We start from the raw sequence: 21,764 nt of genomic DNA, 5'->3' as shown, positions 1-21,764 counted from the left end.
GTTTCTGGGGACGGAAGGCTACCGCGACCAGACCTGGCTCTGGGCGTGGGCCAACACGCAGAGCGATCTCCCGCCCAATCTTCTGCGCGCCGCCAACTGGTTGCAGGAGTATGGGCGGCAGCAGCACATCCCGGAATTGACCGAGGCGACGCTGCCTCTCGACCAGGTCGACGGGCACGTGCTCGCCCTGCTGTCGGCAACTCTGACCGGGCTCTGCTACTACCGTGGCCCCTACCAGGGCGGGGCCGCTTTCCTCCTCCTGGAGGCCGTACCGGATTCGGTGCTGATGCCCGCACAGCCCGAACGCGTCGTCTCTGTCCTGGCCCAGGCCATTTCGATGTACGAACTCGACCATCGAACGCTGGTCGAGAGCTTCCTGACTCAGCAGGGCTGGCATGTTGAAACAACGGCGACGGTCATTGCCGGTCAGCACCCTGGCGGATCAGATCTGCGCGTGGAGTTCGATGGCCAGGGGCGGATCAGTGATATGCAGAGCACGCTTAAGCCCGGCTGAGCTCGTACCGGCTTGCCGATGTCAACGTCGGCGCAGGCGGCGGCAATCCAGCCCCCCGGGCGGTCGGTACGAAACTTCTACTCGCCGGAGGCCGGGGACGTCTCCCGTCTGATCCAGTCGAGGTAGTCGGTGTTGCCGACCGTCAGGGGGACCGCGACGATCTGCGGCACCTCGTAGGAGTGCAATTCCCGCACTCGCCGGGCGAGGTCCTCGAACCGCTCCACGGTGGTCTTCATCAGCAACAGCAACTCCTCGGAGCGCTGGATCTCGCCCTCCCACCAGTAGACGGACTCGATCGGCGCGATGATCTGGCAGTCGGCGGCCAGCCGCCGGCCCACCACCGCCGAACAGATCCGCTCAGCCTCCTCGCGACCGCTGGTGGTGACACGAACCTCGACACAGTCCGAAGCATTCTCGACCATGCCAACACCCTGCCGAATCATCCCCACGGGTATCAAGAGCGGCACTCCGCGCTCACCCGCCCGCCGTTTCCAGACCCCGAACCTCGAATCGGAAAATCAGCGGGTCAGGAGGGTGACTTCAGGGAGCCGTCCACGAGATCCAAGGGATCGGGGAGAGCCGATGGGTCGAACAGCCTGGGCAGCTCGCCCGTGGACAGCATCTTCAGCACCAGGGTCACCGGCCCGTCCTGCTTGATCTTCAGTGTGGCCCGCAGTACCGCACCGTCCCCGGAGCCGACCTCCTCGTGCGCGATGTCCTCGACGAGATCGGACAGCGGCATGCCGGACTGCGTCACGGCCTTCGTGGTGAACTTCCCGGTGAAGGTCTCCTTCACCTTGGTCCCACGGGGCAGCACGCACACGACGTTGACCGCCTGGTCGGTCGTGGCCGCGGGGCGGCGCAGGCCCACGCCGTACAGCGCCACGGCCGTCGGCGCAGGCGGTGCCGTGACCGCGGCGGCGACCACGTCGCCCAGACACTCGGCGATCGCGGCGTGATCGGGGTCGGCTGCCAGGGAGGGGCTGCCGCCCAGGGCACTTGCCACCGGATCGGCCGAGGCTCCGGACACCAGCACCGAATCGGTCACCACCACCTGGTTGAGCCGGTTGAGCAGGCCGAGCTCGCTGGTCAGCACGCTGTCCGGGTCGATCGCGCCGTCGGCGGCGAGCGTCAGCCCCTGCTGTCCACCGATCGTGCGCGGCTTCGCCCCCAGGGCGGTCAGCTTGGTACGGATGGCCGCTGCGTCCTGCTTGCCTTCGATGCGGATCGCGGTATTCGGCGGGTTACCCAAGGAGACGGCCCGGACGGCTCCGTAGACGTCGATTCCGGTCTTCTCGGGGAGCAGTCGTGCGCTGCTGCCGAGCGCGCCGAAGCCGAAGCCGATCGCCGGCAACCAGCGCCCCTCCTTCTTCTCCGGGCCGCTCGCGGTGACCACGCCCAGCTCGCGCCAGTGCGTCATCTCCCCGTACTCCAGGTATTCGGCGGCCGGTCCGCCGGCTGACAACGCTTTCATCATCTCGCGCAGTCCGCCGGACTCCTCGACACCGGTAGCCGGGGGTCTGGCACCCGGGGTGGCCGGGGCCGGGTCATCCGTTCCGCCGCAACCCGCCATGACCAGGCCTGACATCGCAAGAAACAACCCGAGCCCACGCACGTTCGGAACCTTAGCCATTGACTGTCCTGGCCGCCGCCGTGAGCAGGAGGGTCGGTGCTCTTCTCATGATCTTGTTCCTTCGGGTCTGTGAACGAGATCATCATCCGGGGAGCCGCTGGTATTTGGGTGAGAGATCGCTGCAACCGCCGCATTGCAAGTGTGTGACAAGTGGCGGCTGGCAGGCTGGATGATGGACATTCAGGGAAGGGGCCTATGTTTGGGATTGTTCGCCCATGCCGGCACGGGATGTGCGGTGGGCTGTTCAAGGAGTGGATGGCGCACCTGTGCGGGCTCTGCCTGGCCCTCAGGGATGAGCATGGGCATGCCTCCCGGCTGGTGACCAACTACGACGGTCTGCTGGTGTCCGTGCTCACCGAGGCGCAGGCACCGGCCTCCTCCCCGCACCGGCGTGCGGCGGCCTGCGCTCTGCGCGGGTTCAAGGGCGCCGACGTCGTCGAGGCCGAGGGGGTACGGCTGGCGGCCTCGGTCTCGCTGATCCTGGCCGCGGGCAAGGTCAGGGACCACGTCGAGGACGGCGACGGCATCTACGCCCGCCGGTTGGTGGCGGCCGGCGCGGGGCGGGTGGCCGCCCGCTGGTCGGCCGCCGGATCGGGTACGGCCTCCGCCCTCGGATTCGATCCCGCCCCGCTCCTCGTCGCGGTCGAGGAGCAGACCCGGCTGGAGCGCCTGCCGAACCCGAGCCTGCTCCAGCTCACCGCCCCCACCGAGGCCGCGGTCGCCGCCGCCTTCGGGCACACCGCCGTACTGGCCGACAAGCCGCACAACCGGGAGACGCTGGAGGAGGCCGGGCGCTACTTCGGCCGTCTGGCACACCTGCTGGACGCCGTCGAGGACCTGGCCCGCGACCGCGACCGCGGTGCCTACAACCCGCTCGTCGCCTCGGGGACCGACCTGGCCGTCGCGCGGCGGCACTGCGACGACGCCGTGCACGGATTGCGCCTCGCGGTGGCCGAGCTGGACCTGGAGCGACGCGGCCTGGTCAACGCGCTACTGGTCAGGGAGACCGGCCGCACCACCGGCCGGATCTTCGGCGAGGCCGAGCAGGAGAGTCCCGAGGCGCCCCCGCGTGATCCGCGGCTGAAGCCGGACCCCGGCGGGCTGTTGTCGCTGCTGTGCATGTCGGCGGCCTGCTGCACCTGCGGGTTGTACCGGCCGCCGTGGGACGAGGACCGCTACAAATCGTGCGGTGAGCGCTGCGACGCCGGCGGCTGCGACGCCTGCGGGCAGTGCTGCGATGGGTGTTCGGGTTGCTGCGACTGTTGCTCCGGTTGTTCCGACTGCTGCAACTGCAACTGCGACTGTAACTGCTAGTGCTGCATTCATTTTTGGGTGGTCGGCTCATGTCGGCGTGCTGTCGGTCGATCGACAGGTCATCACCCGTGACCGCATCCGCCAGAACACGCTGTTCACCGGGATCGTGGCACAGGCAACCGAGATCGGCTCGGCGCGTACGGCCAACCTGCTGCTCCGCGTCGAACACGACGTCAACACTCGCGGACTCGGCCCAAGACCTGCGCCGGATACTGAGCTGACTGTCCGATCTCGTCGGGTTTGTCGACCTACCCATTACGAGTCCGTCGCTGCGTGCCGGTCGTCGTGGTCCTGGTGCAGCCTGCTCACCGCGTCGGCTTCAGCTCAGCGGGCGGCGTCGCCCCCATGGCCGTGAAGAGTTCGGCGAGCAGTCGGTCGAGGTGCTGACCGACTTCGGCGATGGCGGGATTGTCGTAGGTGGAGAACAGCGTGCTGGGCTGGTCGACGGCCAGCCGGGTGCGTTCCTCGGCGTCGGCGTAGATGACGGTGCGCAGGGGTGCATGGAGCATGACCGACGGGTCGTGGTGGAACATGCGCTCGGCGATGGTGTGGTTGCCCATAAGGTACTCGGTGCATTTCCAGCCGGATGGCGATCCGGCCATCATGGCGGTAACGTCGGATTTCCAGTAGATCATGAAGCCGTGTGGCGCGTTGGTCGCGGCGAGTTCAAGGGCAGCCTCCCAGCTGGGGAGTTGCTCGAACCGGGCGATGTCGACGACCGGTGCCAGCTCTTCGTAGCGGCGTACGGCTTCGTCGTAGCGTTGCGGGAGCGGGACGTCGAGCCGGCGCACCCGGTGGGCGACGACGCGGGTGTCTATCGAGGTCACAGCGGATCATCTCCTCGGGCTCTGCCCGCTACCTGCGGACCCGAGTAACAGGTTGTCCATGTCGAGCGTTCTGAGACCAGCAGGCTCGCCGGATGTCGTATCCGTCACCCGCTCCGGCCCCACGGCCCTGGTCGTCATCAACGGCCACGGCGGCGACTACGTGTTGAGCGATGTCGTCCAGCGCGCTATGACGCTCTTTCCCCTTCACGGTCGCCGGTGGTTACCAATGCGCCCACCTTTTGGCAGAGCGCCTTTGCGCATGCCCATGAGCAGAGAGCGTGTTTTCCGAGTCCTTTAAGCTCTGAACCTATGGCGACCACGCATACCTACGACGTCAAGGTCGAGTGGACGGGCAACCTCGGAGCAGGCACGGGCGGTTACCGGTCCTTCAGTCGTGATCACGAAGTATCGGCGGACAATAAGGCCGCGATCGCCGCCTCCTCGGATCCCGCCTTCCGCGGCGACCCCGCGCGCTGGAACCCCGAGGAGTTGCTCGTGGCCTCCGTCGCTCAGTGCCACATGCTGTGGTACCTCCACCTCTGTGCCGTCGGCGGGGTCATCGTCACCGAATACGAGGACCACGCCCATGGGGTTATGACGATGGACGAGAGCGGTGGCGGAGGCCAGATCACCGAGGTTGTCCTGCGTCCCGGGGTGACGGTCGCCGACGTGTCGATGGTGGAGAAGGCCCGCTCGCTGCACGACGACGTACACGCGGTGTGCTTCATCGCCCGCTCGGTGAACTTCCCCATCACCCCCATGCCGGTAATTCGGGTCCAGGAGAGATAGGCGTGGTTCTGGACCTTGACGAGCCGACCGGCACTCCTCCGCGAACTTACCCGGAGCAGCACCAGGATTCGGGAGCGGGGCTGCTCAGGCAGCTTCATCAGGCTCAGGGAACAGGCGGACAGGAAGATCAAGCTGGATGCACGCTGTCAGGCCGGCCACGGAGCAGGCAGAAGGGGTGGCCGGCCGGGTCGGCGTAGATGTGCCAGCCGCGGGTGCCGTCGCCGGTGTCCAGCAATGTGGCGCCGAGTTGAAGGACCTGCTGCCGGGCTTGGTCGAGGTCCGCGACGTCGATGTCCAGATGGAACTGCTGCGGGTGGGCCGGGTCCGGCCAGCGCGGTGGTCGGTACTCGTCCACGCCCTGGAACGCGAGGACGAGACCTGAGCCGGTGTGCAGGGTCGCCCAGGCGTCGTCGAGCCCCCATCGGGGATCGGGCCGGTTGAGTGTGCCGCCGAGGAGTGACTGGTAGAAGCGCGCCAGAGCAAGGGCGTCGGGGCAGTCCAACACCACGCACTGCAGGTTGCCGATCATGTTTTCCCCTTTCGGGATGTTGCCTTCACGAGACTAAGGCGCCCGAAGTGCTCCGTTTGATCGTTGCCAGGCGTCCGGAGACGAGCAGCTCGGGTCGGTTCGCTTCTCGTGGGGCGGACTATCGGCGGCTCCCGGCAGCAGTTCGTCCTCCAGGGCGAGGTGACCCGACCGCGGGTGGCCCGGTTCCCGTTGAGCCTCATGTGCACGTGGTACCGGGCTGGTCAGGGGCGGCCGAGAACCTCTCCGGCGAGATGCCTACCGGAAGCGGGAGACGAAGCGGCGTTGCCATGGTGTCTCGACGGCGCGGCGGGCGTAATGCTGCCGGACATAGGCGACCGCTTCGTGGCCCGGTACCCCGTCCAGTACGGCGAGGCAGGCCAGTGCGGTGCCGGTCCGGCCGTATCCACCACCGCAGGCGATTTCGACGCGCTCGGCTTCGGCGCGTACCCATGCCTCGCGTAACGCGTCGCCGGTCGCCGTACGGTCGGACGGCAACCAGAAGTCGGGCCAGCGGAGCCAGCGGGTCTCCCAGGTGACGGGGGGTGGCTCATGGCCCAGCAGGTAGAGCGCGAAGGTGGGCGCGGGACCTTCCGGGAGCGGTCGGCGCAACCCCCGGCCGCGGACGAGCCGACCGGAGGGCAGTCGCAGCACGCCCGTCATCGTGGGCTCCCACATAGCGATCACAGTACGAGCGTAGCTTTCTCGCTCGGAGAAGCGCTCGCCGTACCGGTGCACTTCCTCGGCCGGGCAGGTCGCAGTCCGGTCGTGTCCCAGCGGCATGGACGCCCCGCCGAGCCGCGGCATCGGGAATGTCACGCGGGATCCCGAGCTCATGAGCGGGGAAGGCCGCCGTCTGGAACGCTGGGGCGACTCACTCGCCCGAGTCCCGGCGCCTCGATGCGCGCGTGATGACGGGTGACGGCCAGGAAGTACGCGGCGAAGGCGTACGCGGGGCCGTAGATGAACGACGGGATGCCGACTCCCGTGCCGTTCCGGTAGCAGGAGTAGCTCTCGGTCAGGTCGGTGAGGTCGGTCGCCGGGCGGTGTGCCATGCTGCCGGCGACGCGGCCTGAACGAGGCTGCAGGCTCGGTCCCTACTGGGCCGAGAAGCCAATGCAGGTTTCCATATTTGGAGTCGACGTATGAGAACTCATGCTGGACCTCATCTGGTCGAGCGAGCCGGGCGGTGACCCGGCGGCACCTCGGGTGCGTCAGCGGTCTTTCGGCTACCGGCAAGAGGATGGTGCACCAGTGAGCCAGTCCGGCAAGGTCCTCTACGTCATCGTGTGTGCCGCGGGCGGCGCCGGTGACGTGGGACGTCTCGTCGCCCTCGCCCAGGACGCGGGCTGGGCCGTCCAGATCGTCGCCACCCCGTCCGCGCTGGACTTCATCGACGTCCCCGCCCTGGAACGGCAGACCGGCCGCCCCGTCCGTAGCCGCTACCGCAAGCCGGACGAGCCCAAGCCGCCGAGGGCCGATGCGATCATCGTCGCTCCCGCGACGTACAACACGATCAACAAGTTCGCCCAGGGGATCGCCGACACCTATGCCCTCGGCCTCCTCGCCGAAGCTCCCGGGCTCGGTATCCCCGTGGTCGTGCTGCCCTTCGTCAACGGCGGCCTCGCCTCCCGTGAGCCGTTCCGCCGGAGCGTCGAAAGCCTTCGGGCCGAGGGCGTCCCGGTCCTGCTCGGCTCCGGTAGGTCCGAGCCGGACATGGCCGCCGCCGGAGGCGGGGAAGCGGAGAGCCATCCCTGGGCCCTTGCCCTCGAAGCCCTCGAAGAAGTCAGGCGGCGCCGTCGCGAGTGAACGGGCGTGGGAGCGAGCGCTCGCCGGCAGTGAAGGCGCCGTCATCGCGAAGGTGGAGGCGCTCGAACGGTACGCGGCTCACGTCGCCGACGCCGAACGTGCCTACCGGGCCCGCGACCAGATCGAGGCGCTGGTGGAGCGGCTGCCCCGTTATGAGGAACTGCTCGCCGAGTCCGGTGCCGACGCTCTGAGCATGCCGGAGAACGGACATCTCACGGGTGAGGCCGACGAACTGGAGCAGGCGTTGCGTGCGAGCATAGATTCGGCGCACGAGCTCTTCCGCCATCTGGACGGCCCGGAACAGTCCGGATGAAGGTCACCTGCGGGTCCTGCCATGAACGGGCGGGAGAAAGGCGCCCCTGGTCGGCTCATCTGACGGCCATCGGCGCCGATCCGCGTTTAGCGGAACCACACATAAAAGATTTATCCCATATCGTCCGCTTGCTCCATGGATTCCATAATGTCGGCGATCATGCGAATTGCCATGGTTTCGTCGTTGGTTAGATGGTTGATGTAGTCGGCCAGCAGGACGAGGGTCGCTTCCAGAGCGTTCATCTCGGCTTCGGTCCAGGGCCCGTACTGCTTGCGCCAGAGCGTCGGGCTCAGGCCGATGGCGCTGGCGGTCAGCATGCCCGCCATGGCGGGGATGGCCTCGGGCCTGACGCTTACCGTCATCTTGCGCATGCTGCCGATGACGTAGGGAACCACGGATTCGACCACGTCACGGTCCTGCTCCTCGTGGGCCTGGCGCAGCCACTCCATGTACAGGTAGACGAGCGTGCAGGCACCGTCGAGCACGTCACTGGCGTCTTTGCTGGAGAAGGATCCGAAGAAGTCGTCGATCAGCTCTCGCTGCCTGGGATCGGCCTGCGAGACGCCCTCGCGGATACGGGTGAGAAGCGAGTCGACGTAGAGCAGCGCGGTCCCTACATCACCAACCGGGGCATATTCCGGGTCAAAGGAAGACAGCATCGCTACCTCACTTGGGGGCTTGATATCCGGCCTGCCATACCGGGCGGTTGCGGCAACGTCTCTGTCGAAAAGTACTCCCTTAGGAAGCGCCGCAAGGCGGATATTCGCGCAACCGGGCAAGGGAGGATCAGGGCAGAATCCTGAAAACGTGATGATTTCCTAATTCTCCGGCGCCGGAGATCTTCCAGGTCGGCCCGGGAAGGCGTCCGTGTCCTCGTGGATTTTCGCCCGGGTCCGGTGGGAGCCACGGGGCCGGTGCGCTCGGTCTCGCGGACCTGGCGGACAGGTGGTTCGCCGAGCCCGGACCTTTCGAGGGCGTCGAGGGCCTCGGGTCAGGTGGCCGACCCGAACAGGTCGGCGGGCCGGGACAGGTGAGGTCCCAGCCGAATGGCCGGCATCCCGGTTACGGATCCGCGGGTCCGGGGTGTGATCGACGGGCGGGCGCATGGGCGCCCGCGCCGAGCGCGAGCGGGTGCGTTCGGCGCGACGGATGCTCGGCGCGAGGGGTCCTCAGTACGAGGGGTCTGAAATGGACTCGGCCCGGTAGATGTCCATCGGCTCCTCGCCGTCCTCGTCCACGCCCACCTTCCTCAGCCGCAACGTTCGGCTGCCGATTTTCAGGGAGCGTTCACCGTTGATCTCCGTGGACGCGAACACCGTGACCGAGTGACCGTGCATATCGCGTACCTGGTCGTATTCCGGTCCGTCGGGAATGTCGAGCTTGATGCGCCTCGTCTGGAACGTCACCCTCCCAGTGTGAAAGCCCCGGCTCCGAAAATCGATCGCGCGCACAATGATATTTGGCATCGGTTTCAACCGGATGGTTATGGCGGCCTGCCCGGGACGGCGCTCCCGCTCCGGGGGCTACGGCAGCGGATCGATTTCGAGGTTCTGGTCGTACTGGACGAGCTCGGCCCCGCGGTCCGTGAGGATGGGCCATCGGGTGGCGCGGGCACACCAGATGACGTGTCCGGCCGTGATGTCGCGCGATCCGTCGAGGATCTCCGCGATGTCTCCGACCTTTCCGTGTGTGAAGTCATCGATCTTCACGCCGGGGGTCGTGACGAGTTCGAACAGCTCCACCTGGGTCGAGATCGGGGAGATGGACAGGACCGCCGCGAGGCTGGTCGCCGGGACACATATCCCGCCGCCACGGAAAAGGCACATGGCGGCGATGCTTCTGGAGTATTCGGTCTTCGCCACCGCGATGTCGACCAGTGCGCTCACGTCGAGCACTCGACCGGGAAGCACGGCTCAACGCCTCCTGAACGGGCGAATGCCGATCTGGCCCCACTCCGCCTCGGAGAGCTGGTCGACCCCGAGGGATTCGGCCGCCATGTTGAGGTCTTCTCGGTGCAGGTTCCAGCGGTGCATCAGGGTGATCACGTGGGGTTTGTTGCCGATCTCTCGCTGGACCGCCGTGTGGATCACGTCGACGACGCGGTTTCCGGTCAGCCGCGCCTTACGAGAGAGTGCCTCATAATCCGCTTTATCCAGCTCTATAGTGATAGAGGTTTCGGGAGCTGATGTGCTGATGGTCTTCTGTCCTTCTCTAAGCTGAAGATGCGCCAGCCAGAGCGGAACCGAATCCGATTCATGTCTGGCGCCATCGTGATCATTCGCTGATGGTTTTTCCGATCCTGTGCCGTCTTGCCTTGCCGGCATGGAGTGGGCCATAAGTTCGACAGTAGCTGTGAATTGCGGATTATGGCAGCACTTCTGCATGACTTCGATGGCGGGTGCGAGCGGGATTCCCGGTCGGGTGCCGGTCGTCATCCACGTCACCTGCCTTTCCGCCCCCCGAGGTCGCGTCTCATCCCCGGTGGGGAGATCACCGGTCTCGGGCATCCCCAGGGTCACGCGTATCCCTACACAACCGAGCGTATCCACATATGCGCATATGTGCAGGTCCAAAATTCATTATTCAAGGAAACCTGATGGCTGGGGGGAGGCGGACGAACTTGGCGCGGGATCGGACGAGCCGGGAACGGGATCGGAGGGGGCGGAAGCCGGGTCGGAGGGGCCGGTGGCGGGATCGGACGGGCCTGAGGTGGGGGTGACGGTGCCGCAGAATCCCGCGGCCCGCCGTTGCTCGGCTATCTGGTCGACCGGCTTCTGGTACTCCGACCGCTCCTCGGGCGACGGCTCGTACCGCCAAGAGTCGCTCTCGAAGACGAAGCCGAACTCCGTCGTGTCGCCGAGCCGGCCGGCCTGGACCACGGCGGTGTCGCCGGTGATCGCGACCTCGGCGACGGTGAACGGGGAGTTCGCCACGAGCGGCGGGCAGAGGCCGAACAGCCTCACGTACTCCTCCCGGGTGATCAACCCCTGCGCCCCGGTGGTCCACAGGTCCCAGAAATCACCGTAGGAGCCGCTGCTGTACGCGTCGAGCGCCGGCTGGGCGGCCTGGCGGACCGAGGCCTCCGAGTGCTCGGCATCGGGTGTCGGAGCCGCGACCGGCGGCGAGGAGGGCGGGTTGAGCACCATGAACACGGTGATGACGGCCCCGATGACCACACCGAGGGCCATGACGACCAGCACGGTCAGCCCGCGCCCCGTCTCGCCCCGCGGCGGCTGGCCGTACTGCGGCGGAGGCGGATAGCCCACGTGCGGTCTCCGGAGGGCCGACAAGAGTGGATGAACGTGATCATAATGCCCGTAGCTCGCGGCTGGCCATGGTCGCCGCGCGCACTGGGAAGAAGGAGACACAACATCTCCGTCCACACCCCGCTGTTCCGCACGATCGGTCCGGCATCCAGCGCCGTCACGGTGGCCGTGTTCGCGCTGCTTGTCGCGGTCTGGTGCGTGGTGGCCTCCTGGCTCGGGTCGCACAGGAAGATCATCGAGCTGGTGGATCGGTCGGGCAGGTGGCTGGTGCCCGTGGTGTTCGTGATTGTCGGTGTGGTCATTGTGCCGGAGTCCATATTTAGATAAATATGGACAATTCGCCCGAATTTGGGGCAGGTGTATCGGGGAATTAATCATTATGCGAGACCGTTTGCGCTTCTACCGGCATCGATGGTTCAAGGCGTGGATCGCCATGATCGTTCTGTCCTTCTCGCTCATCGCCATGATGCAGACGGCCGGCAATCAGGCGGTCATGCCCGCAGCCTTCTTCTACGGGGCCGCAGCCGGGCCCATCGCGCTCCTGCTCGCCATCCACGACCGTATCCACATCGCCACCAGCGTGCCGGCCATGACGCTGATGGGGATGTTCCTGTTCGGCGGGGGCGTCGCCCTGCTGCTCGGCGGTTATTTCGACTCGCTTTTCATCTCCCAGAAGAACAGCACCTCGATCCTGCGGGTCGGCTGGATCGAGGAACCCGCGAAGCTCGTCCCGCCTCTCGCGGTCGCCCTCACCGGTCGCCACCTCACCAAGGCCGCGGGGGTCGCGCTCGGCCTGTCCTGTGCGACCGGATTCACGATCATGGAGTCGATGGCCTACGCCTGGAAGAGCGTCGCCAACCACGGCGGTGCCGTCGGCGCGGGCACGATTCTCCTGCTACGCGGCCTCAGCACCCCCTTCAGCCACCTCGTCTGGACCGGCCTGGTGTGCGCGGTGGCCTTCGGGGCCTGGCAGGTCAGAGGTCGCGCCGTCGTCACCATCCCCATCATCGCCGCCTTCATGACGGCGGCCCTGCTCCACTCGCTCAGCGACGGCCTGCTCATTCTGGACATCCCCCCGCCCGCCCGCCTGCTCTTCCTCGTCGTCGCCGCGGCGAGCTACTGGCTGTTCCACCGGGCCACCCGCGACCTGAAACCACAGGCCGCCCCAGCCCCCGAGCCCTGAGGATGTTCCACGTGAAACGTCACAACCGGGAGAGCAGCCACCGGGGGCCGACGGCCTCGGCGCCCAGTTCCGTGACCCGCTCGCGCAGCCCCCGGTCGGCGGTGACGACCAGGACGCGCTCCCACGGGCGGGCGTCCCTTACGGCCTGGACGACGGCGTCGTCCCCGCTTCCGGGTGCGGCGATCACGGAGACGCCGGACACCGGGGGGGCGTCGCGGGCGGCCCCCTCGACGACCGCGGTCACCCGGGGGAACCAGCGCGCCAGGGTCGGGATCTGGCCGGGCGCGGCCCACAGTCCACCGGCGGCGTGCGTGCCGATCTCGGTGAGCAGCCTGGCCGCCGCACCGGCGCGGTCCCTCCACCAGCCGTGCTCGGCGCGGGCGCCCACGATGTTGGCGATGTCGAGGACGACGAGGGAGGGGGCGAGCGCGAGACCGATCGCCGGCCAGGTCTCGGCGAAGCCGGGGTGGAGTTTTTTGGCGGTGACCTCCTCGGCGGGAAGCCAGCGCAGGTCGGCGCTCTCACTGTTGCCCGGAACCGCCCTCAGCAGCTCCGCGGCCTCGGTGATCACTGTCTCGAAGGACCAGCCGCCGTGGTCGTCGAGGTAGACGCCCTGGATCCGCAGGCCGGTGCCGTCCAGCGTGGCCTCCTCGAACGCCTCGCGCAGGGCGGCCGTGACGGTGTCCTCGTGACTGTCGCGGGCACCGCCCGGCAGTCCCCAGGTGCCACCGTGGTGGCTCCAGACGGAGCGCTTCTGCATCAGGATGTGCGGCTTCCCGGTGGCGTCGTGGTGGACGGCGAGCAGCCCGGCCGCCCCGTACACGCCCCAGTGCCGGTGCCCGCGCTCACACTGGGCCCAACCGTCCCCATCCCTGGCCGCCATGGACCAATGATGCATCAGCTCGGTCCGGCGGCACCGGACCGGGTCGGCCTTCCCGCCCATGCTCCCGGCGACCTGTCGCGGACCAACGCTCGCGGGTGAGAGACCGCGGCGCACCTCGGGGAAGCGGAGAAGCCTTCCGCTGACGGCCAGAAATACCTCTATATCGGCTATATCGGATCAGCCATACTTGCGCGTATCTTGCCCCCCGTTAAAGGACCCGCATGAAGTCGAGCGCGTTCTCCGTGCACATTCGCCCGTTGCGCCCGATCCGTACGTTCGCGACCGTTGCCATCACCCTGATCGCGCTGGTCTCCATCGTGTCCGTGGGCCTGTCGGGGCTGCGGATCCTCTACGAGGGGGACCGGCTCTGGCGACTGGTCTACGAGTGGGAGGCCCTGTACACGCTCCTCCTCTCCCCGGTCGTCCTCCTTTTTCCGATGCTCTGCCTGCTGTCGGGAATCGCCTTCATATGCTGGCTGTTCCGTGCTCGCGCCAACTCGTACGCGATCTCTCCAGGGGTCTTTCACGTGTACGCCGCGCCGTACCTGGTGCTCGGCTGGATCCTCCCCATCGTCAGCCTGTTCGCTCCCAAGGGGATCGTCGACGACATCCTGGCCACTTCCCGGCCAGGTGGCCTGCGACCGGGGAGCGACCTCTTCAGGGCCCGCCGCTCGGGGCTGGTCTGGGCATGGTGGCTGACGTGGGTGCTGTGGCCGTACGCGACGCTGGCGTCCGTGGGACTGGCGGGGACGGACATGGAGGGCGTGGAAAGCGGCCTGGAAAGCGGCCTGGCAGACCTCGTGCTGATCGTCGGCATCGCGCTGCCGATCGCCGCGGGCATCCTCGCCATCCGGGTCGTCCTGACGATCACCGATCTTCAGGAGACCGCCCGCACAGGAGGGCCGGTATGGCTCCAGGAAAGGGCAGGACCGCTCGGGAAGCCGCACCTCGGGCTCACCACGCTCGTCGTGCGTGACTATGACGAGGCCATCGCCTTCTACGTCGATGTCCTCGGCTTCGAGCTCCTGGAGGACACGCCTCAAGGTGAGGGCGGACGCTGGGTGACCGTCCGCCCGCGAGGCGCGCGGGAGACGGCGCTCCTGCTCGCGCGCGCCGACGGCCCCGAGCAGGAGGCCCGCGTCGGCGACCAGACCGGCGGCAGGGTCGGCCTGTTCCTCCACACGGACGACTTCGCCCGCGACCACGAGCGGATGCTGTCGGCGGGCGTCACCTTCGAGGAGGCCCCACGGCACGAGCCCTACGGCACGGTCGCCGCCTTTCGGGACCTGTACGGCAACCGCTGGGATCTGCTCCAGCCCCGCGTGTCGCCCGCGTACGGCTGAGCCTGGCCGGCCGATGACCGGGTCAGGCCCGGACGTCCGCCGCGCGGCCCCGTGGTCGTCTCCTCGCCCGGGTGCCGTCGCGCCCGAGCCTGTTTCGCCCGGCTACCCGCGTTCGGCGGGTGCGGAGGCGACCCTCGCGTCGAGGCGGTTGGCGTACAGGCTTGTGGCCGTGACGGTGGCCAGGACCGCGACGATGACCCCCAGCGAGACCGGAGTGGGGATTTCCGGGACCCACGTCCAGACGCCGTGCGCCCAGTGCAGGACGAGCTTGATCCCGATGAAGGCCAGGATGATGCCGAGTCCGTGGTTCAGGTGCCGCAGTTTCGCCAGGACGCCCAGGAGGACGAAGTAGAGCGCGCGAAGGCCCAGGAGGGCGAAGGCGTTGGTGGCGAAGACGAGGTAGGGGTCCTCGGTCACGCCGTACACCGCGGGCACCGAGTCGACGGCGAAGACGATGTCGGTGGCGAAGACGGCCACGATGGCCAGCGCCAGTGGGGTCAGGGCGCGGCGGCCGCCCTCACGAACGACCAGGTGGGAACCGCGATAGTCGTTGGTGACCGGCATGAAGCGCCGTAGCAGCCGGACCGTGCGCATGGAGGAGATGTCGACCTGCTGCTCCTTCCCGCCCAGCGCGTCCTTCATGATCTTCACGGCGGTGACGATCAGTATCCCGCCGAACAGCAGGAACGCCCAGGTGCCGCTCTGCAGGACGGCCGCCCCCAGGGCGATGAAGATCGCCCGCAGTACCAGCGCCCCGATGATGCCGTACAGCAGGACCCGCTGGGCCAGGGCGACCGGGACCGCGAAGGCGGACAGCAGCAGCATGAACACGAACAGGTTGTCCACCGACAGGGACTTCTCCACCACGTAGCCGGTGAAGAACTCCACCGCCACACCGGACCCGAAGACCCCCCACAGATAGACGCCGAAGGCCAGGGGCAGTGCCAGGTAGAAGACCGACCAGCCCACCGCCTCGCGCATCCGTACCTCGTGCGGTCGCCGCGTCAGCATGAAGTCCACGGCGAGCAGCAGCAGCAGAGCGGCCACGGTGATGATCCACAGTTGTGGCGAACCGATCGTTTCAAGACTGACTGCTGACAGGAATGCCTCGGTGGGCATGAAGCCTCCTCGAACGTGCTTGGCCGTTCGAGGTCTCCTTCACCCGCACGCAGCAGGTGGCCGCCCGGGGACATTATGAAACGTCCGTACTGACCGGGTCGGCTCTTGGGAAGTACTCCCCTCGTCGTCCCAGAGTAGGGCAGTTGTTGGACAGGCTTCTACCCCGGGTTGCCGTCGGGGCCTGATCGCACGGATGGTGGAATCAACGGGGAGGGGAGCACCCGCCGTCCGGCACCCCGATCGGCAACACGGCCCCCGAGCGTGGGGAGGCCTGGCGGAGCGGCCCCACCTGCACCGGCCGGGCGATCACGGCGGCGGGAACGGGGGGACGAGACGTCGAACCAGGGCCTGGGCCTCAGCCACCGCCCTTGCTGAAGTGCTGGTAGTCCTTGATGCCTGACCAGTAGCCGCCCCACTCCCAGCCCTTCGCCTGGAAGGCCTTGACCACCCGGTCGCCCGGGTTGATCACGCCGGGGGCCTGCACCGGGCGCTTGGCGAACCTGCGGGCGTTGCTGTGCGCCACCGAGCCGTTCGACGAAACGTACGGGTTCTCGCGCGGGTTGATGTCGATGGCCAGACCGTAGGCGTGCTTGGACCAGCTACTCGATCCCGTCGCCGGGCGGCAGTTGAAGGCCGAGGTGTTGTTGGCCTCGATCGAGTCGAAGTCGTCGCCCTTGTAGACGTCGACGAGCTCCATCTTGTTGATCGGCCAGCGCCAGTCGTACAGGCGCCGGAAGATCGAGACGATGTCGTCGGCCACGCTCTTGTTCACCACCAGCTCGCCGGTGTGCGGCTTGTCGTCGAAGCCCCAGTAGGTCATCGTGATCAGCCGCAGGTCGCTGAGCTGGACCGGGCAGCCCGGCCGCCAGGAGTGTTCGAGCAGCCGGCGGGTGACAGGGGAGATCTTCGCGGAGAACTTCGGCGGGCCTGTCGGGGTCGGTGTCGCGGTGCCGGGCTCCGGTGTCATCGTCGGTGTCGTCGTCGCGGCGGTCGGCTCGGGAGCCGACGACGTCGGCCGCGCGGCCGACGTGGACTGGGCCGATGTGGGCTGGGAGATGGCCGTGCCGCAGGAGGCGACCGCCAGGCAGCCGACGGTCATCGCGAGCGCCGCCCGGGTACGGGTCGTGAATTTGGATCTTGCCACGTGCTGCCTCCCATCGAAACGGACAAAAGCGACAATAGTTCATTGTAATTGATCAATTACCCGAGGTGACGGGCGAGTGCGGCGGCGATCCACCCATGGGCGATCACGGACTCCGGCGGCCAGGGTGTGCCGTTGACCACGGCCACCAGCTCCCAGTATCGCTCGGCGCGCGGGTCGTGCTCGGTGTAGTCCCGGACGACCGACTCCGGGGTGCGCCCCTGCGCGTCGGCCATGAGCGCGAGGATCCCGGCCACGACGGGTGCGGCGGCCTCCGACTCGGGGGCCACGCCGTCGCGCACCGCGGCCAGCGCTCTCTCCATGATCAGGGTGTTGGCCTCGTGCCAGGTGGTCGGATCGAGCTCGCCGGCCTTCTCCCAGAACTCGCCGCCCATCTCGCGGAGGGAGGCGCGGAAGTCGTCGTCGGAGAGCAGTTCGGTCAGCTCCAGCCAGGCGTCGAGCTGTTCGATGCCCGGGTCGTCGGGTAGGTCGGGCACCATGGCCGGGCGCAGACCGGCGAGCCACTTCCGCCTGGCGGGGTTCTCGCCGGAGACCTCGTCGACGAACTCGTTCACCAGTGCGGTCGTCTCCGCCGCACCGAGCCGTCCGAGGGCGTTGATCCGGCGCAGATCGTCGTCGGACACCTCGTCCCGCTCCAGCGTGGCCCTGAGCACCGCACGGGTTCGCTGTAGTGACCTGATCTGCGCCTCGACCGTACGGAGATGCAGGGAGAGCACCTCGCCCAGGTCACGGTCGCCGAGTGACCTGATGGTCGCCAGGTCGACGCCGATCTCGCGCAGCGCCCTGACGAGCTCCAGCCGGCCACGGTCCTCGTCGCCGTAGAGGCGGTAGCCGCTCCGGGTGCGGCCGCGTTCGGGAAGCACCCCGATGTCGGAGTAGAAGCGGATCGTTTTCACCGGCAGACCGGAGAGTCTGGCGAGCTGTCCGATCGTGTAGCTCATGTGGTCATTATTCCGTTGAGCCTCCAGTAACAGGAGACTTTAGCTTGCCGGACATGTCGAAGAAGAAGGTCAACAGGACCGCCAAGCTCCAACTTCCGGCCGGCGAGGCCGGTCCCGCCGCGGTGGGCAAGGACCTCGGCCCGCTGGGGCTGAATCTCATGGAGTTCTGCCGCCGGTACAACGCCGCCACGCAGGATCGGCGGGGATTCGTGGTCCCCGTCGTCGTCACCGTGTTCGAGGACCGCTCGTTCGAACTGGCGATCAAGATGCCCACCACGGCCTCACTGATCCGCCGGACGATCGGCCTGGACGGCGGCAGCCCCCGCCCGGGGCATCAGGCGGCGGGCACGATCACCCGCGCGCAGCTGCGGGAGGTCGCCAGGAGCAAGATGCCCGATCTCAACACCGCGGACCTGGACCAGGCCGAGAAGATCGTCGCCGGCACCGCGCGCTCGATGGGCCTGACCGTTCGCGACTGAACGCTCATGGGCGGTGAGCGCCTCCTGGCGGGAGCCTGGCCCGTCGACCGTTCGCTGAGACCGGAGCAGCCTTGGGGTCTCTACCCGTGACGGGGCGCTCGCGTGGCTTACGCCCGGATTTGTAGCTGCTTGGCACGGGAACCCGGGTTCCTTGGGAAGGCTTTTCATCGAAACGTATCGCGCCTGTGTTCGAACCCGCGCTACAGTCATGGGCACGGGATCGAACACGGGTTCGGGCTGACGTCCGCCCAGGTGAAGGGGTGTGCCATGGCGATGCTCGCGACACACGCTCCGTTTCCTCGGGTGCCGGTGGAGCGCGGTGCGACACGCCGTAGCTCTTTCTACGGAAATCTAAGCCGACCGCTATATCCCGTCATAAAGTCCGAGAGCGTGGACCCCGTGCGCAATCCCTACGCTCCAGGTGCCGGACAGCGCCCCCCAGAGCTCGCCGGTCGCGACCGTGAGCTACAGCAGTTCGAGATCGTCCTTGAGCGGGTGGCCCGAGGGCGCCCCGAGCGCAGCATGGTGGTCACCGGGCTGCGTGGCGTCGGTAAGACCGTCCTGCTCAACACCTTCAAATCGATGGCCATGCAGCGGCTGTGGGGCACCGGGAAGATCGAGGCCAGACCCGACCAGTCGATCCGGCGTCCGGTGGCCGCCGCCCTGCACATGGCGATCCGCGAGCTGGCCCCCAGGCACCGGGCGCCCGAGCGCATCGAGGAGTTCCTCGGCGTGCTCAAGGCGTTCGCGATGCGCGACCCGTCCGCGGCCAAGGGCACCTCGCACTGGTCGCCCGCGATCGACGTGCCCGCGGGGCGGGGGCGTGCCGACTCCGGGGATCTGGAGATCGATCTCACCGAGCTGTTCGTCGACGCCGCCGGGGTCGCCACCGATCTGGGCGTCGGCATCGCGCTGTTCATCGACGAGATGCAGGATGTGCAGGCTCCCGACGTCTCGGCGCTCTGCGCGGCCTGTCACGAGCTCTCCCAGAGCGGCGGCCCGCTGATCGTGGTGGGCGCGGGGCTGCCACATCTACCCAGCGTGCTGTCGGCCAGCAAGAGCTACTCCGAGCGGCTCTTCCGCTATGCCAGGATCGACCGTCTTGACCGCGACGCGGCCGACCTGGCGCTCATCGCCCCGGCGGAGAGTGAGGGCGTGGAGTTCACCCAGGATGCCCTCGACGCCCTCTACGTGGCGGCAGACGGCTACCCCTACTTCGTCCAGGCGTACGGCAAGGTCGCCTGGGACCTGGCGCTGCGCAGCCCGATCACCGCCGACGACATCAGGGTCTCCGCGCCGGAGGCGGAGGAGGAGCTCGCGGTCGGCTTCTTCGGCAGCCGCTACGAGCGGGCCACTCCCGCCGAGCGCGACTACATGCACGCCATGGCCGCCATCGGCGACGAGCCCGTCGCCACCGCCGAGGTGGCCGAAGGGCTCGGCCGTAAACCGTCGAGCCTCTCCCCGGCCCGCGACAGCCTCATCAAGAAAGGCCTGATCTACAGCGCGGAGCGAGGGCTGATCGCGTTCACCGTGCCGCACTTCGGAAAGTTCCTGCGATCCCAACCGGTCTGAGCGAACGTTTGTTCGATATAGTGTGAGGGAGCTCCTAGCTCTCTATATGGCTCTCTAGTGGGGAAGCTAGAGAGCCATATAGAGCTCAATCGTGCTGCCCTGCGGATCTTGCTGTGCCGAGGTTCGGTCAGGTGGTGTCTCACGGGGGCGCCACCTGACCACGATGGGCAACGGATCCCAGGGACAGGGCCTAGAGGAATCTAGGGCCCTCTAGCATCAGGCCGATACCGGCAGAGATTCCGGAAGAGGCGTGGTCTCCACCGGACGCCCGTCGGAGCCGACCATGGCGACCCGCACCGCTGGATGGCGTCCGCTCAGATAGACCGCGAAGACCACGTCGACGGGCTCGCCCGTGTGGCTCTGTCCCGGATAGACGAAGAACCGCCAGCACAGTTCCCGCCAGCTGTCGACCGGCTCCGTGCTCGTCAGCCGGCCGGTGTGCGAGCGCCAGACCGTGCTCGACCGCAGTCGGCCGAGCGCGGTGGCCGGGTCGAAGCGGCGCTGCTCACAGGGGGCCCGGTAGCGGAGCCTGGCGACCGCCTCCTCGATCTCCGGCGAGAGTGCGGCGAGCACCAGCAGACCGGCGATCATGTAAGGCAGGTGCGTCCACGTCATGCCGGCGATCGCCTCCCAGCCGGAGACCTCCGGAGTCAGGAGCAGCCCCGCGGACATTGCCGTCAGCACCATGGTGCGGCCCAGCGATCGCCGTCCCACCGGTACCGAGCTGACCTCGCCGAAGCATCCGCATCCCGCGTCCGGGCGTCGGCGCCGCAGTTCCCACAGGACATAGGTGGACACCGCGAAGAACGCGACGACCGCCCACCGGAAGAACGGTTGGCCACTCACCAGCAGGCCGCACGCCAGGAACAGCTCGCCGAGCGCGCAGATCAGCATCATGTGCTTACGCCAGCGTTCGGGCACCAGCACGGCAGGCCCCAGCCTGCTCAGCATGCCGGGCTCGGCCTCGCGCGCGACGGTCCAGACCTTCGCGACCGTACCTGCGACCAGTAGCAGGAGCAGGACCGGCAGTTGTTCGGCGGCGATCGTCGTCAGCATCCGTGTCACCCCATTCCAAGTCTGGCGTTGAAGCATCCGGCGGTCAGGTCTCCACCGAGCTCCACGAAGGAACTCGGTGACAGCTCCAGAATCCGGCCGCGAGGCGAGGTGCCGCACTCCAGGCACCGGTCGCAGAACCGGCCGGCCAGGCAGCCGCACGCCACGATCGGCAGGACCGAGGTCCGCCCGGCGCACACGTTGCGTACGTTGAGCATCGAACCCAGCGACAGGTACGGCAGCCCGGTGCAGGACACCCCGGCGTCGTCGCACGCCGTATCGGACCGCTCCAACATGGGGTAGGCCACCCCCTGCTCCCCGCAGTCGAAGGTGTCCGACCAGGTGGCCGTGCCCGAGATCCGCGACTGCATGCCGCTGTAGCCGGGCGGAGGCGTCGGCACGGCCCTCCACCGGTAGGGCGGCTGCGAGGTCGCGGGCAGTCGAGCCTGTGCCACGCCGTCCTCGCGGACCCCGATGGCGTCGAACAGGTAGCCGGGTTCGAACTGCGGATGCCTGACCCGCAGGCGCCCCGAGGCGCGGTAGGGGATGACGATCGTGCGCCGCCCACGGTGCGGTCCGCAGTACAGCTCCACGGAGTGGTCCTTGCCCTCCGAGTCGATCGACTGGATCACACCGGTGATCCTGGTGATGTCCGCCCAGATCCGGTCCACGACCCGGCCGGCCCGCAGCGCTCTGATGATCACATTGGAGCCCACGGGAAGGTCGGCCGGAGTGACGGCCTCGCCACGCCAGGCGGTCGCCCACGGCGCGATGACGAGCCGCTCCTCGTGGCCGTCCGGGGTGTCGATGACGATCAGGTGCGGGCTGACGTCGAGGATCGCACCGCTGACCGAGTGGAAGGACTCACCTTCGACGGGGAGCGGGCCGGGTTCCTGCGCCGCCCGGCCAAGCGCGGCTGCCGCCAGCGCGCGGCGGCGATCGGCGCTGAGATAGGGCATCGTCGCTCCCCAGGTTCTGCGAGGTGTCGCAGTCAGCGTCACACGCTTCGCGGAGTCCCGCTGTCCGCTCCACCAATAA

Annotated in this window: 26 protein-coding genes and 2 pseudogenes; 11 read left to right on the top strand and 17 right to left on the bottom strand. The window is 67.8% G+C overall.

Annotation, left to right across the window (positions count from 1 at the left end):
- On the top strand, positions 1–514 hold a 514-nt coding region (locus ABZ260_RS09420), incomplete at its 5' end, for a DUF6882 domain-containing protein (RefSeq protein WP_355614923.1).
- A gap of 77 nt (positions 515–591) precedes the next feature.
- Here the strand turns inward: ABZ260_RS09420 and cutA are convergent.
- Complete coding sequence (gene cutA / locus ABZ260_RS09415; protein WP_355614920.1) at positions 592–936, bottom strand: divalent-cation tolerance protein CutA; 345 nt, start codon at positions 934–936, stop codon at positions 592–594.
- Between the two features lie 104 nt (positions 937–1,040).
- Complete coding sequence (locus ABZ260_RS09410; RefSeq protein WP_355614917.1) at positions 1,041–2,147, bottom strand: hypothetical protein; 1,107 nt, start codon at positions 2,145–2,147, stop codon at positions 1,041–1,043.
- A 195-nt stretch (positions 2,148–2,342) separates the two neighbouring features.
- Between ABZ260_RS09410 and ABZ260_RS09405 the strand changes: the two genes are divergently transcribed.
- Positions 2,343–3,461: a DUF5685 family protein gene (locus ABZ260_RS09405; RefSeq protein WP_355614914.1), complete on the top strand. Its 1,119-nt coding sequence runs from the start codon at positions 2,343–2,345 to the stop codon at positions 3,459–3,461.
- 305 nt (positions 3,462–3,766) lie between these two features.
- Here the strand turns inward: ABZ260_RS09405 and ABZ260_RS09400 are convergent, their stop codons facing one another.
- The gene (locus ABZ260_RS09400) at positions 3,767–4,288 is read right to left on the bottom strand and encodes a DUF302 domain-containing protein (RefSeq protein ID WP_355614911.1); all 522 of its coding nucleotides are present in this window, start codon (positions 4,286–4,288) and stop codon (positions 3,767–3,769) included.
- A 309-nt stretch (positions 4,289–4,597) separates the two neighbouring features.
- On the opposite strand from ABZ260_RS09400, the gene ABZ260_RS09395 reads away from it, so the two are divergent.
- The gene (locus ABZ260_RS09395; protein WP_355614908.1) at positions 4,598–5,077 is read left to right on the top strand and encodes an OsmC family protein; all 480 of its coding nucleotides are present in this window, start codon (positions 4,598–4,600) and stop codon (positions 5,075–5,077) included.
- Positions 5,078–5,204: 127 nt separating this feature from the next.
- Here the strand turns inward: ABZ260_RS09395 and ABZ260_RS09390 are convergent, their stop codons facing one another.
- The 3 genes from ABZ260_RS09390 to ABZ260_RS09380 all read right to left on the bottom strand — a co-directional run bounded on the left by ABZ260_RS09390 (position 5,205) and on the right by ABZ260_RS09380 (position 6,658).
- The gene (locus ABZ260_RS09390; RefSeq protein WP_355614905.1) at positions 5,205–5,606 is read right to left on the bottom strand and encodes a VOC family protein; all 402 of its coding nucleotides are present in this window, start codon (positions 5,604–5,606) and stop codon (positions 5,205–5,207) included.
- 255 nt (positions 5,607–5,861) lie between these two features.
- Complete coding sequence (locus tag ABZ260_RS09385; RefSeq protein ID WP_355614929.1) at positions 5,862–6,281, bottom strand: protein phosphatase; 420 nt, start codon at positions 6,279–6,281, stop codon at positions 5,862–5,864.
- A 155-nt stretch (positions 6,282–6,436) separates the two neighbouring features.
- The gene (locus ABZ260_RS09380) at positions 6,437–6,658 is read right to left on the bottom strand and encodes a hypothetical protein (protein ID WP_355614902.1); all 222 of its coding nucleotides are present in this window, start codon (positions 6,656–6,658) and stop codon (positions 6,437–6,439) included.
- Positions 6,659–6,857: 199 nt separating this feature from the next.
- On the opposite strand from ABZ260_RS09380, the gene ABZ260_RS09375 reads away from it, so the two are divergent.
- Entirely contained in the window at positions 6,858–7,412 is a 555-nt protein-coding gene (locus ABZ260_RS09375) for a flavoprotein (RefSeq protein WP_355614899.1), read from the top strand.
- A complete protein-coding gene (locus tag ABZ260_RS09370) occupies positions 7,366–7,725 on the top strand; it encodes a hypothetical protein (RefSeq protein ID WP_355614932.1) in 360 nt (119 codons plus the stop codon). The genes ABZ260_RS09375 and ABZ260_RS09370 overlap by 47 nt, the downstream gene beginning before the upstream one ends.
- A gap of 110 nt (positions 7,726–7,835) precedes the next feature.
- Here the strand turns inward: ABZ260_RS09370 and ABZ260_RS09365 are convergent, their stop codons facing one another.
- The 5 genes from ABZ260_RS09365 to ABZ260_RS09345 all read right to left on the bottom strand — a co-directional run bounded on the left by ABZ260_RS09365 (position 7,836) and on the right by ABZ260_RS09345 (position 10,991).
- A complete protein-coding gene (locus ABZ260_RS09365; protein ID WP_355614896.1) occupies positions 7,836–8,384 on the bottom strand; it encodes a hypothetical protein in 549 nt (182 codons plus the stop codon).
- A 510-nt stretch (positions 8,385–8,894) separates the two neighbouring features.
- Positions 8,895–9,131 (bottom strand): hypothetical protein, encoded by a 237-nt coding sequence (locus tag ABZ260_RS09360; protein WP_030921016.1) that lies wholly within the window; start codon positions 9,129–9,131, stop codon positions 8,895–8,897.
- Between the two features lie 117 nt (positions 9,132–9,248).
- Positions 9,249–9,635 carry a hypothetical protein gene (locus ABZ260_RS09355; RefSeq protein ID WP_326646349.1) on the bottom strand — a complete coding sequence of 129 codons (387 nt, stop codon included), beginning with the start codon at positions 9,633–9,635 and terminating at the stop codon, positions 9,249–9,251.
- Positions 9,636–9,638: 3 nt separating this feature from the next.
- Complete coding sequence (locus ABZ260_RS09350; RefSeq protein ID WP_355614892.1) at positions 9,639–10,160, bottom strand: hypothetical protein; 522 nt, start codon at positions 10,158–10,160, stop codon at positions 9,639–9,641.
- Positions 10,161–10,304: 144 nt separating this feature from the next.
- Positions 10,305–10,991 carry a hypothetical protein gene (locus ABZ260_RS09345; protein WP_355614890.1) on the bottom strand — a complete coding sequence of 229 codons (687 nt, stop codon included), beginning with the start codon at positions 10,989–10,991 and terminating at the stop codon, positions 10,305–10,307.
- A 45-nt stretch (positions 10,992–11,036) separates the two neighbouring features.
- Here ABZ260_RS09345 and ABZ260_RS09340 point away from each other — a divergent pair, with 45 nt between their 5' ends.
- A complete protein-coding gene (locus ABZ260_RS09340; RefSeq protein ID WP_355614887.1) occupies positions 11,037–11,318 on the top strand; it encodes a cadmium resistance transporter in 282 nt (93 codons plus the stop codon).
- Positions 11,319–11,370: 52 nt separating this feature from the next.
- Entirely contained in the window at positions 11,371–12,174 is an 804-nt protein-coding gene (locus ABZ260_RS09335; protein ID WP_355614884.1) for a PrsW family glutamic-type intramembrane protease, read from the top strand.
- Positions 12,175–12,193: 19 nt separating this feature from the next.
- On the opposite strand, the gene ABZ260_RS09330 is transcribed toward ABZ260_RS09335, so the two are convergent.
- Positions 12,194–13,057, bottom strand: coding sequence for an NUDIX domain-containing protein (locus ABZ260_RS09330; protein ID WP_355614881.1), 864 nt, complete (start codon positions 13,055–13,057; stop codon positions 12,194–12,196).
- Positions 13,058–13,278: 221 nt separating this feature from the next.
- Between ABZ260_RS09330 and ABZ260_RS09325 the strand changes: the two are divergent.
- Both ABZ260_RS09325 and ABZ260_RS09320 read left to right on the top strand, forming a co-directional pair.
- Positions 13,279–13,917, top strand: a pseudogene (locus tag ABZ260_RS09325) (DUF4328 domain-containing protein); the annotation flags it as partial.
- Positions 13,918–14,019: 102 nt separating this feature from the next.
- Positions 14,020–14,400 (top strand): annotated as a pseudogene (locus ABZ260_RS09320) (VOC family protein); the annotation flags it as partial.
- 102 nt (positions 14,401–14,502) lie between these two features.
- Here ABZ260_RS09320 and ABZ260_RS09315 read toward each other — a convergent pair.
- From ABZ260_RS09315 to ABZ260_RS09305, 3 genes are all read right to left on the bottom strand, one after another.
- Complete coding sequence (locus ABZ260_RS09315; RefSeq protein ID WP_355614878.1) at positions 14,503–15,519, bottom strand: TerC/Alx family metal homeostasis membrane protein; 1,017 nt, start codon at positions 15,517–15,519, stop codon at positions 14,503–14,505.
- Between the two features lie 355 nt (positions 15,520–15,874).
- Positions 15,875–16,663 carry a M15 family metallopeptidase gene (locus ABZ260_RS09310; RefSeq protein ID WP_355614875.1) on the bottom strand — a complete coding sequence of 263 codons (789 nt, stop codon included), beginning with the start codon at positions 16,661–16,663 and terminating at the stop codon, positions 15,875–15,877.
- 56 nt (positions 16,664–16,719) lie between these two features.
- Positions 16,720–17,622, bottom strand: coding sequence for a MerR family transcriptional regulator (locus ABZ260_RS09305; protein ID WP_355614872.1), 903 nt, complete (start codon positions 17,620–17,622; stop codon positions 16,720–16,722).
- A 53-nt stretch (positions 17,623–17,675) separates the two neighbouring features.
- On the opposite strand from ABZ260_RS09305, the gene rplK reads away from it, so the two are divergent.
- Positions 17,676–18,101, top strand: a complete 426-nt coding sequence (rplK, locus tag ABZ260_RS09300; RefSeq protein ID WP_355614865.1) for a 50S ribosomal protein L11 — start codon at positions 17,676–17,678, stop codon at positions 18,099–18,101.
- Positions 18,102–18,491: 390 nt separating this feature from the next.
- Positions 18,492–19,673 carry an ATP-binding protein gene (locus ABZ260_RS09295; RefSeq protein ID WP_355559738.1) on the top strand — a complete coding sequence of 394 codons (1,182 nt, stop codon included), beginning with the start codon at positions 18,492–18,494 and terminating at the stop codon, positions 19,671–19,673.
- 216 nt (positions 19,674–19,889) lie between these two features.
- Here ABZ260_RS09295 and ABZ260_RS09290 read toward each other — a convergent pair whose 3' ends face one another.
- Positions 19,890–20,729, bottom strand: a complete 840-nt coding sequence (locus ABZ260_RS09290) for a MauE/DoxX family redox-associated membrane protein (protein ID WP_355614845.1) — start codon at positions 20,727–20,729, stop codon at positions 19,890–19,892.
- A 5-nt stretch (positions 20,730–20,734) separates the two neighbouring features.
- Positions 20,735–21,685 (bottom strand): hypothetical protein, encoded by a 951-nt coding sequence (locus ABZ260_RS09285; RefSeq protein ID WP_350914093.1) that lies wholly within the window; start codon positions 21,683–21,685, stop codon positions 20,735–20,737.
- Between the last annotated feature and the right edge of the window lie 79 nt (positions 21,686–21,764).

It is taken from the genome of Streptosporangium sp. NPDC006013, assembly GCF_040614275.1.
In the GTDB taxonomy this organism is placed as follows: Bacteria; Actinomycetota; Actinomycetes; order Streptosporangiales; family Streptosporangiaceae; genus Streptosporangium.
The sequence above is the reverse complement of the archived record's forward strand: the minus strand, read 5'-3'. Positions and strand labels throughout refer to the sequence as shown.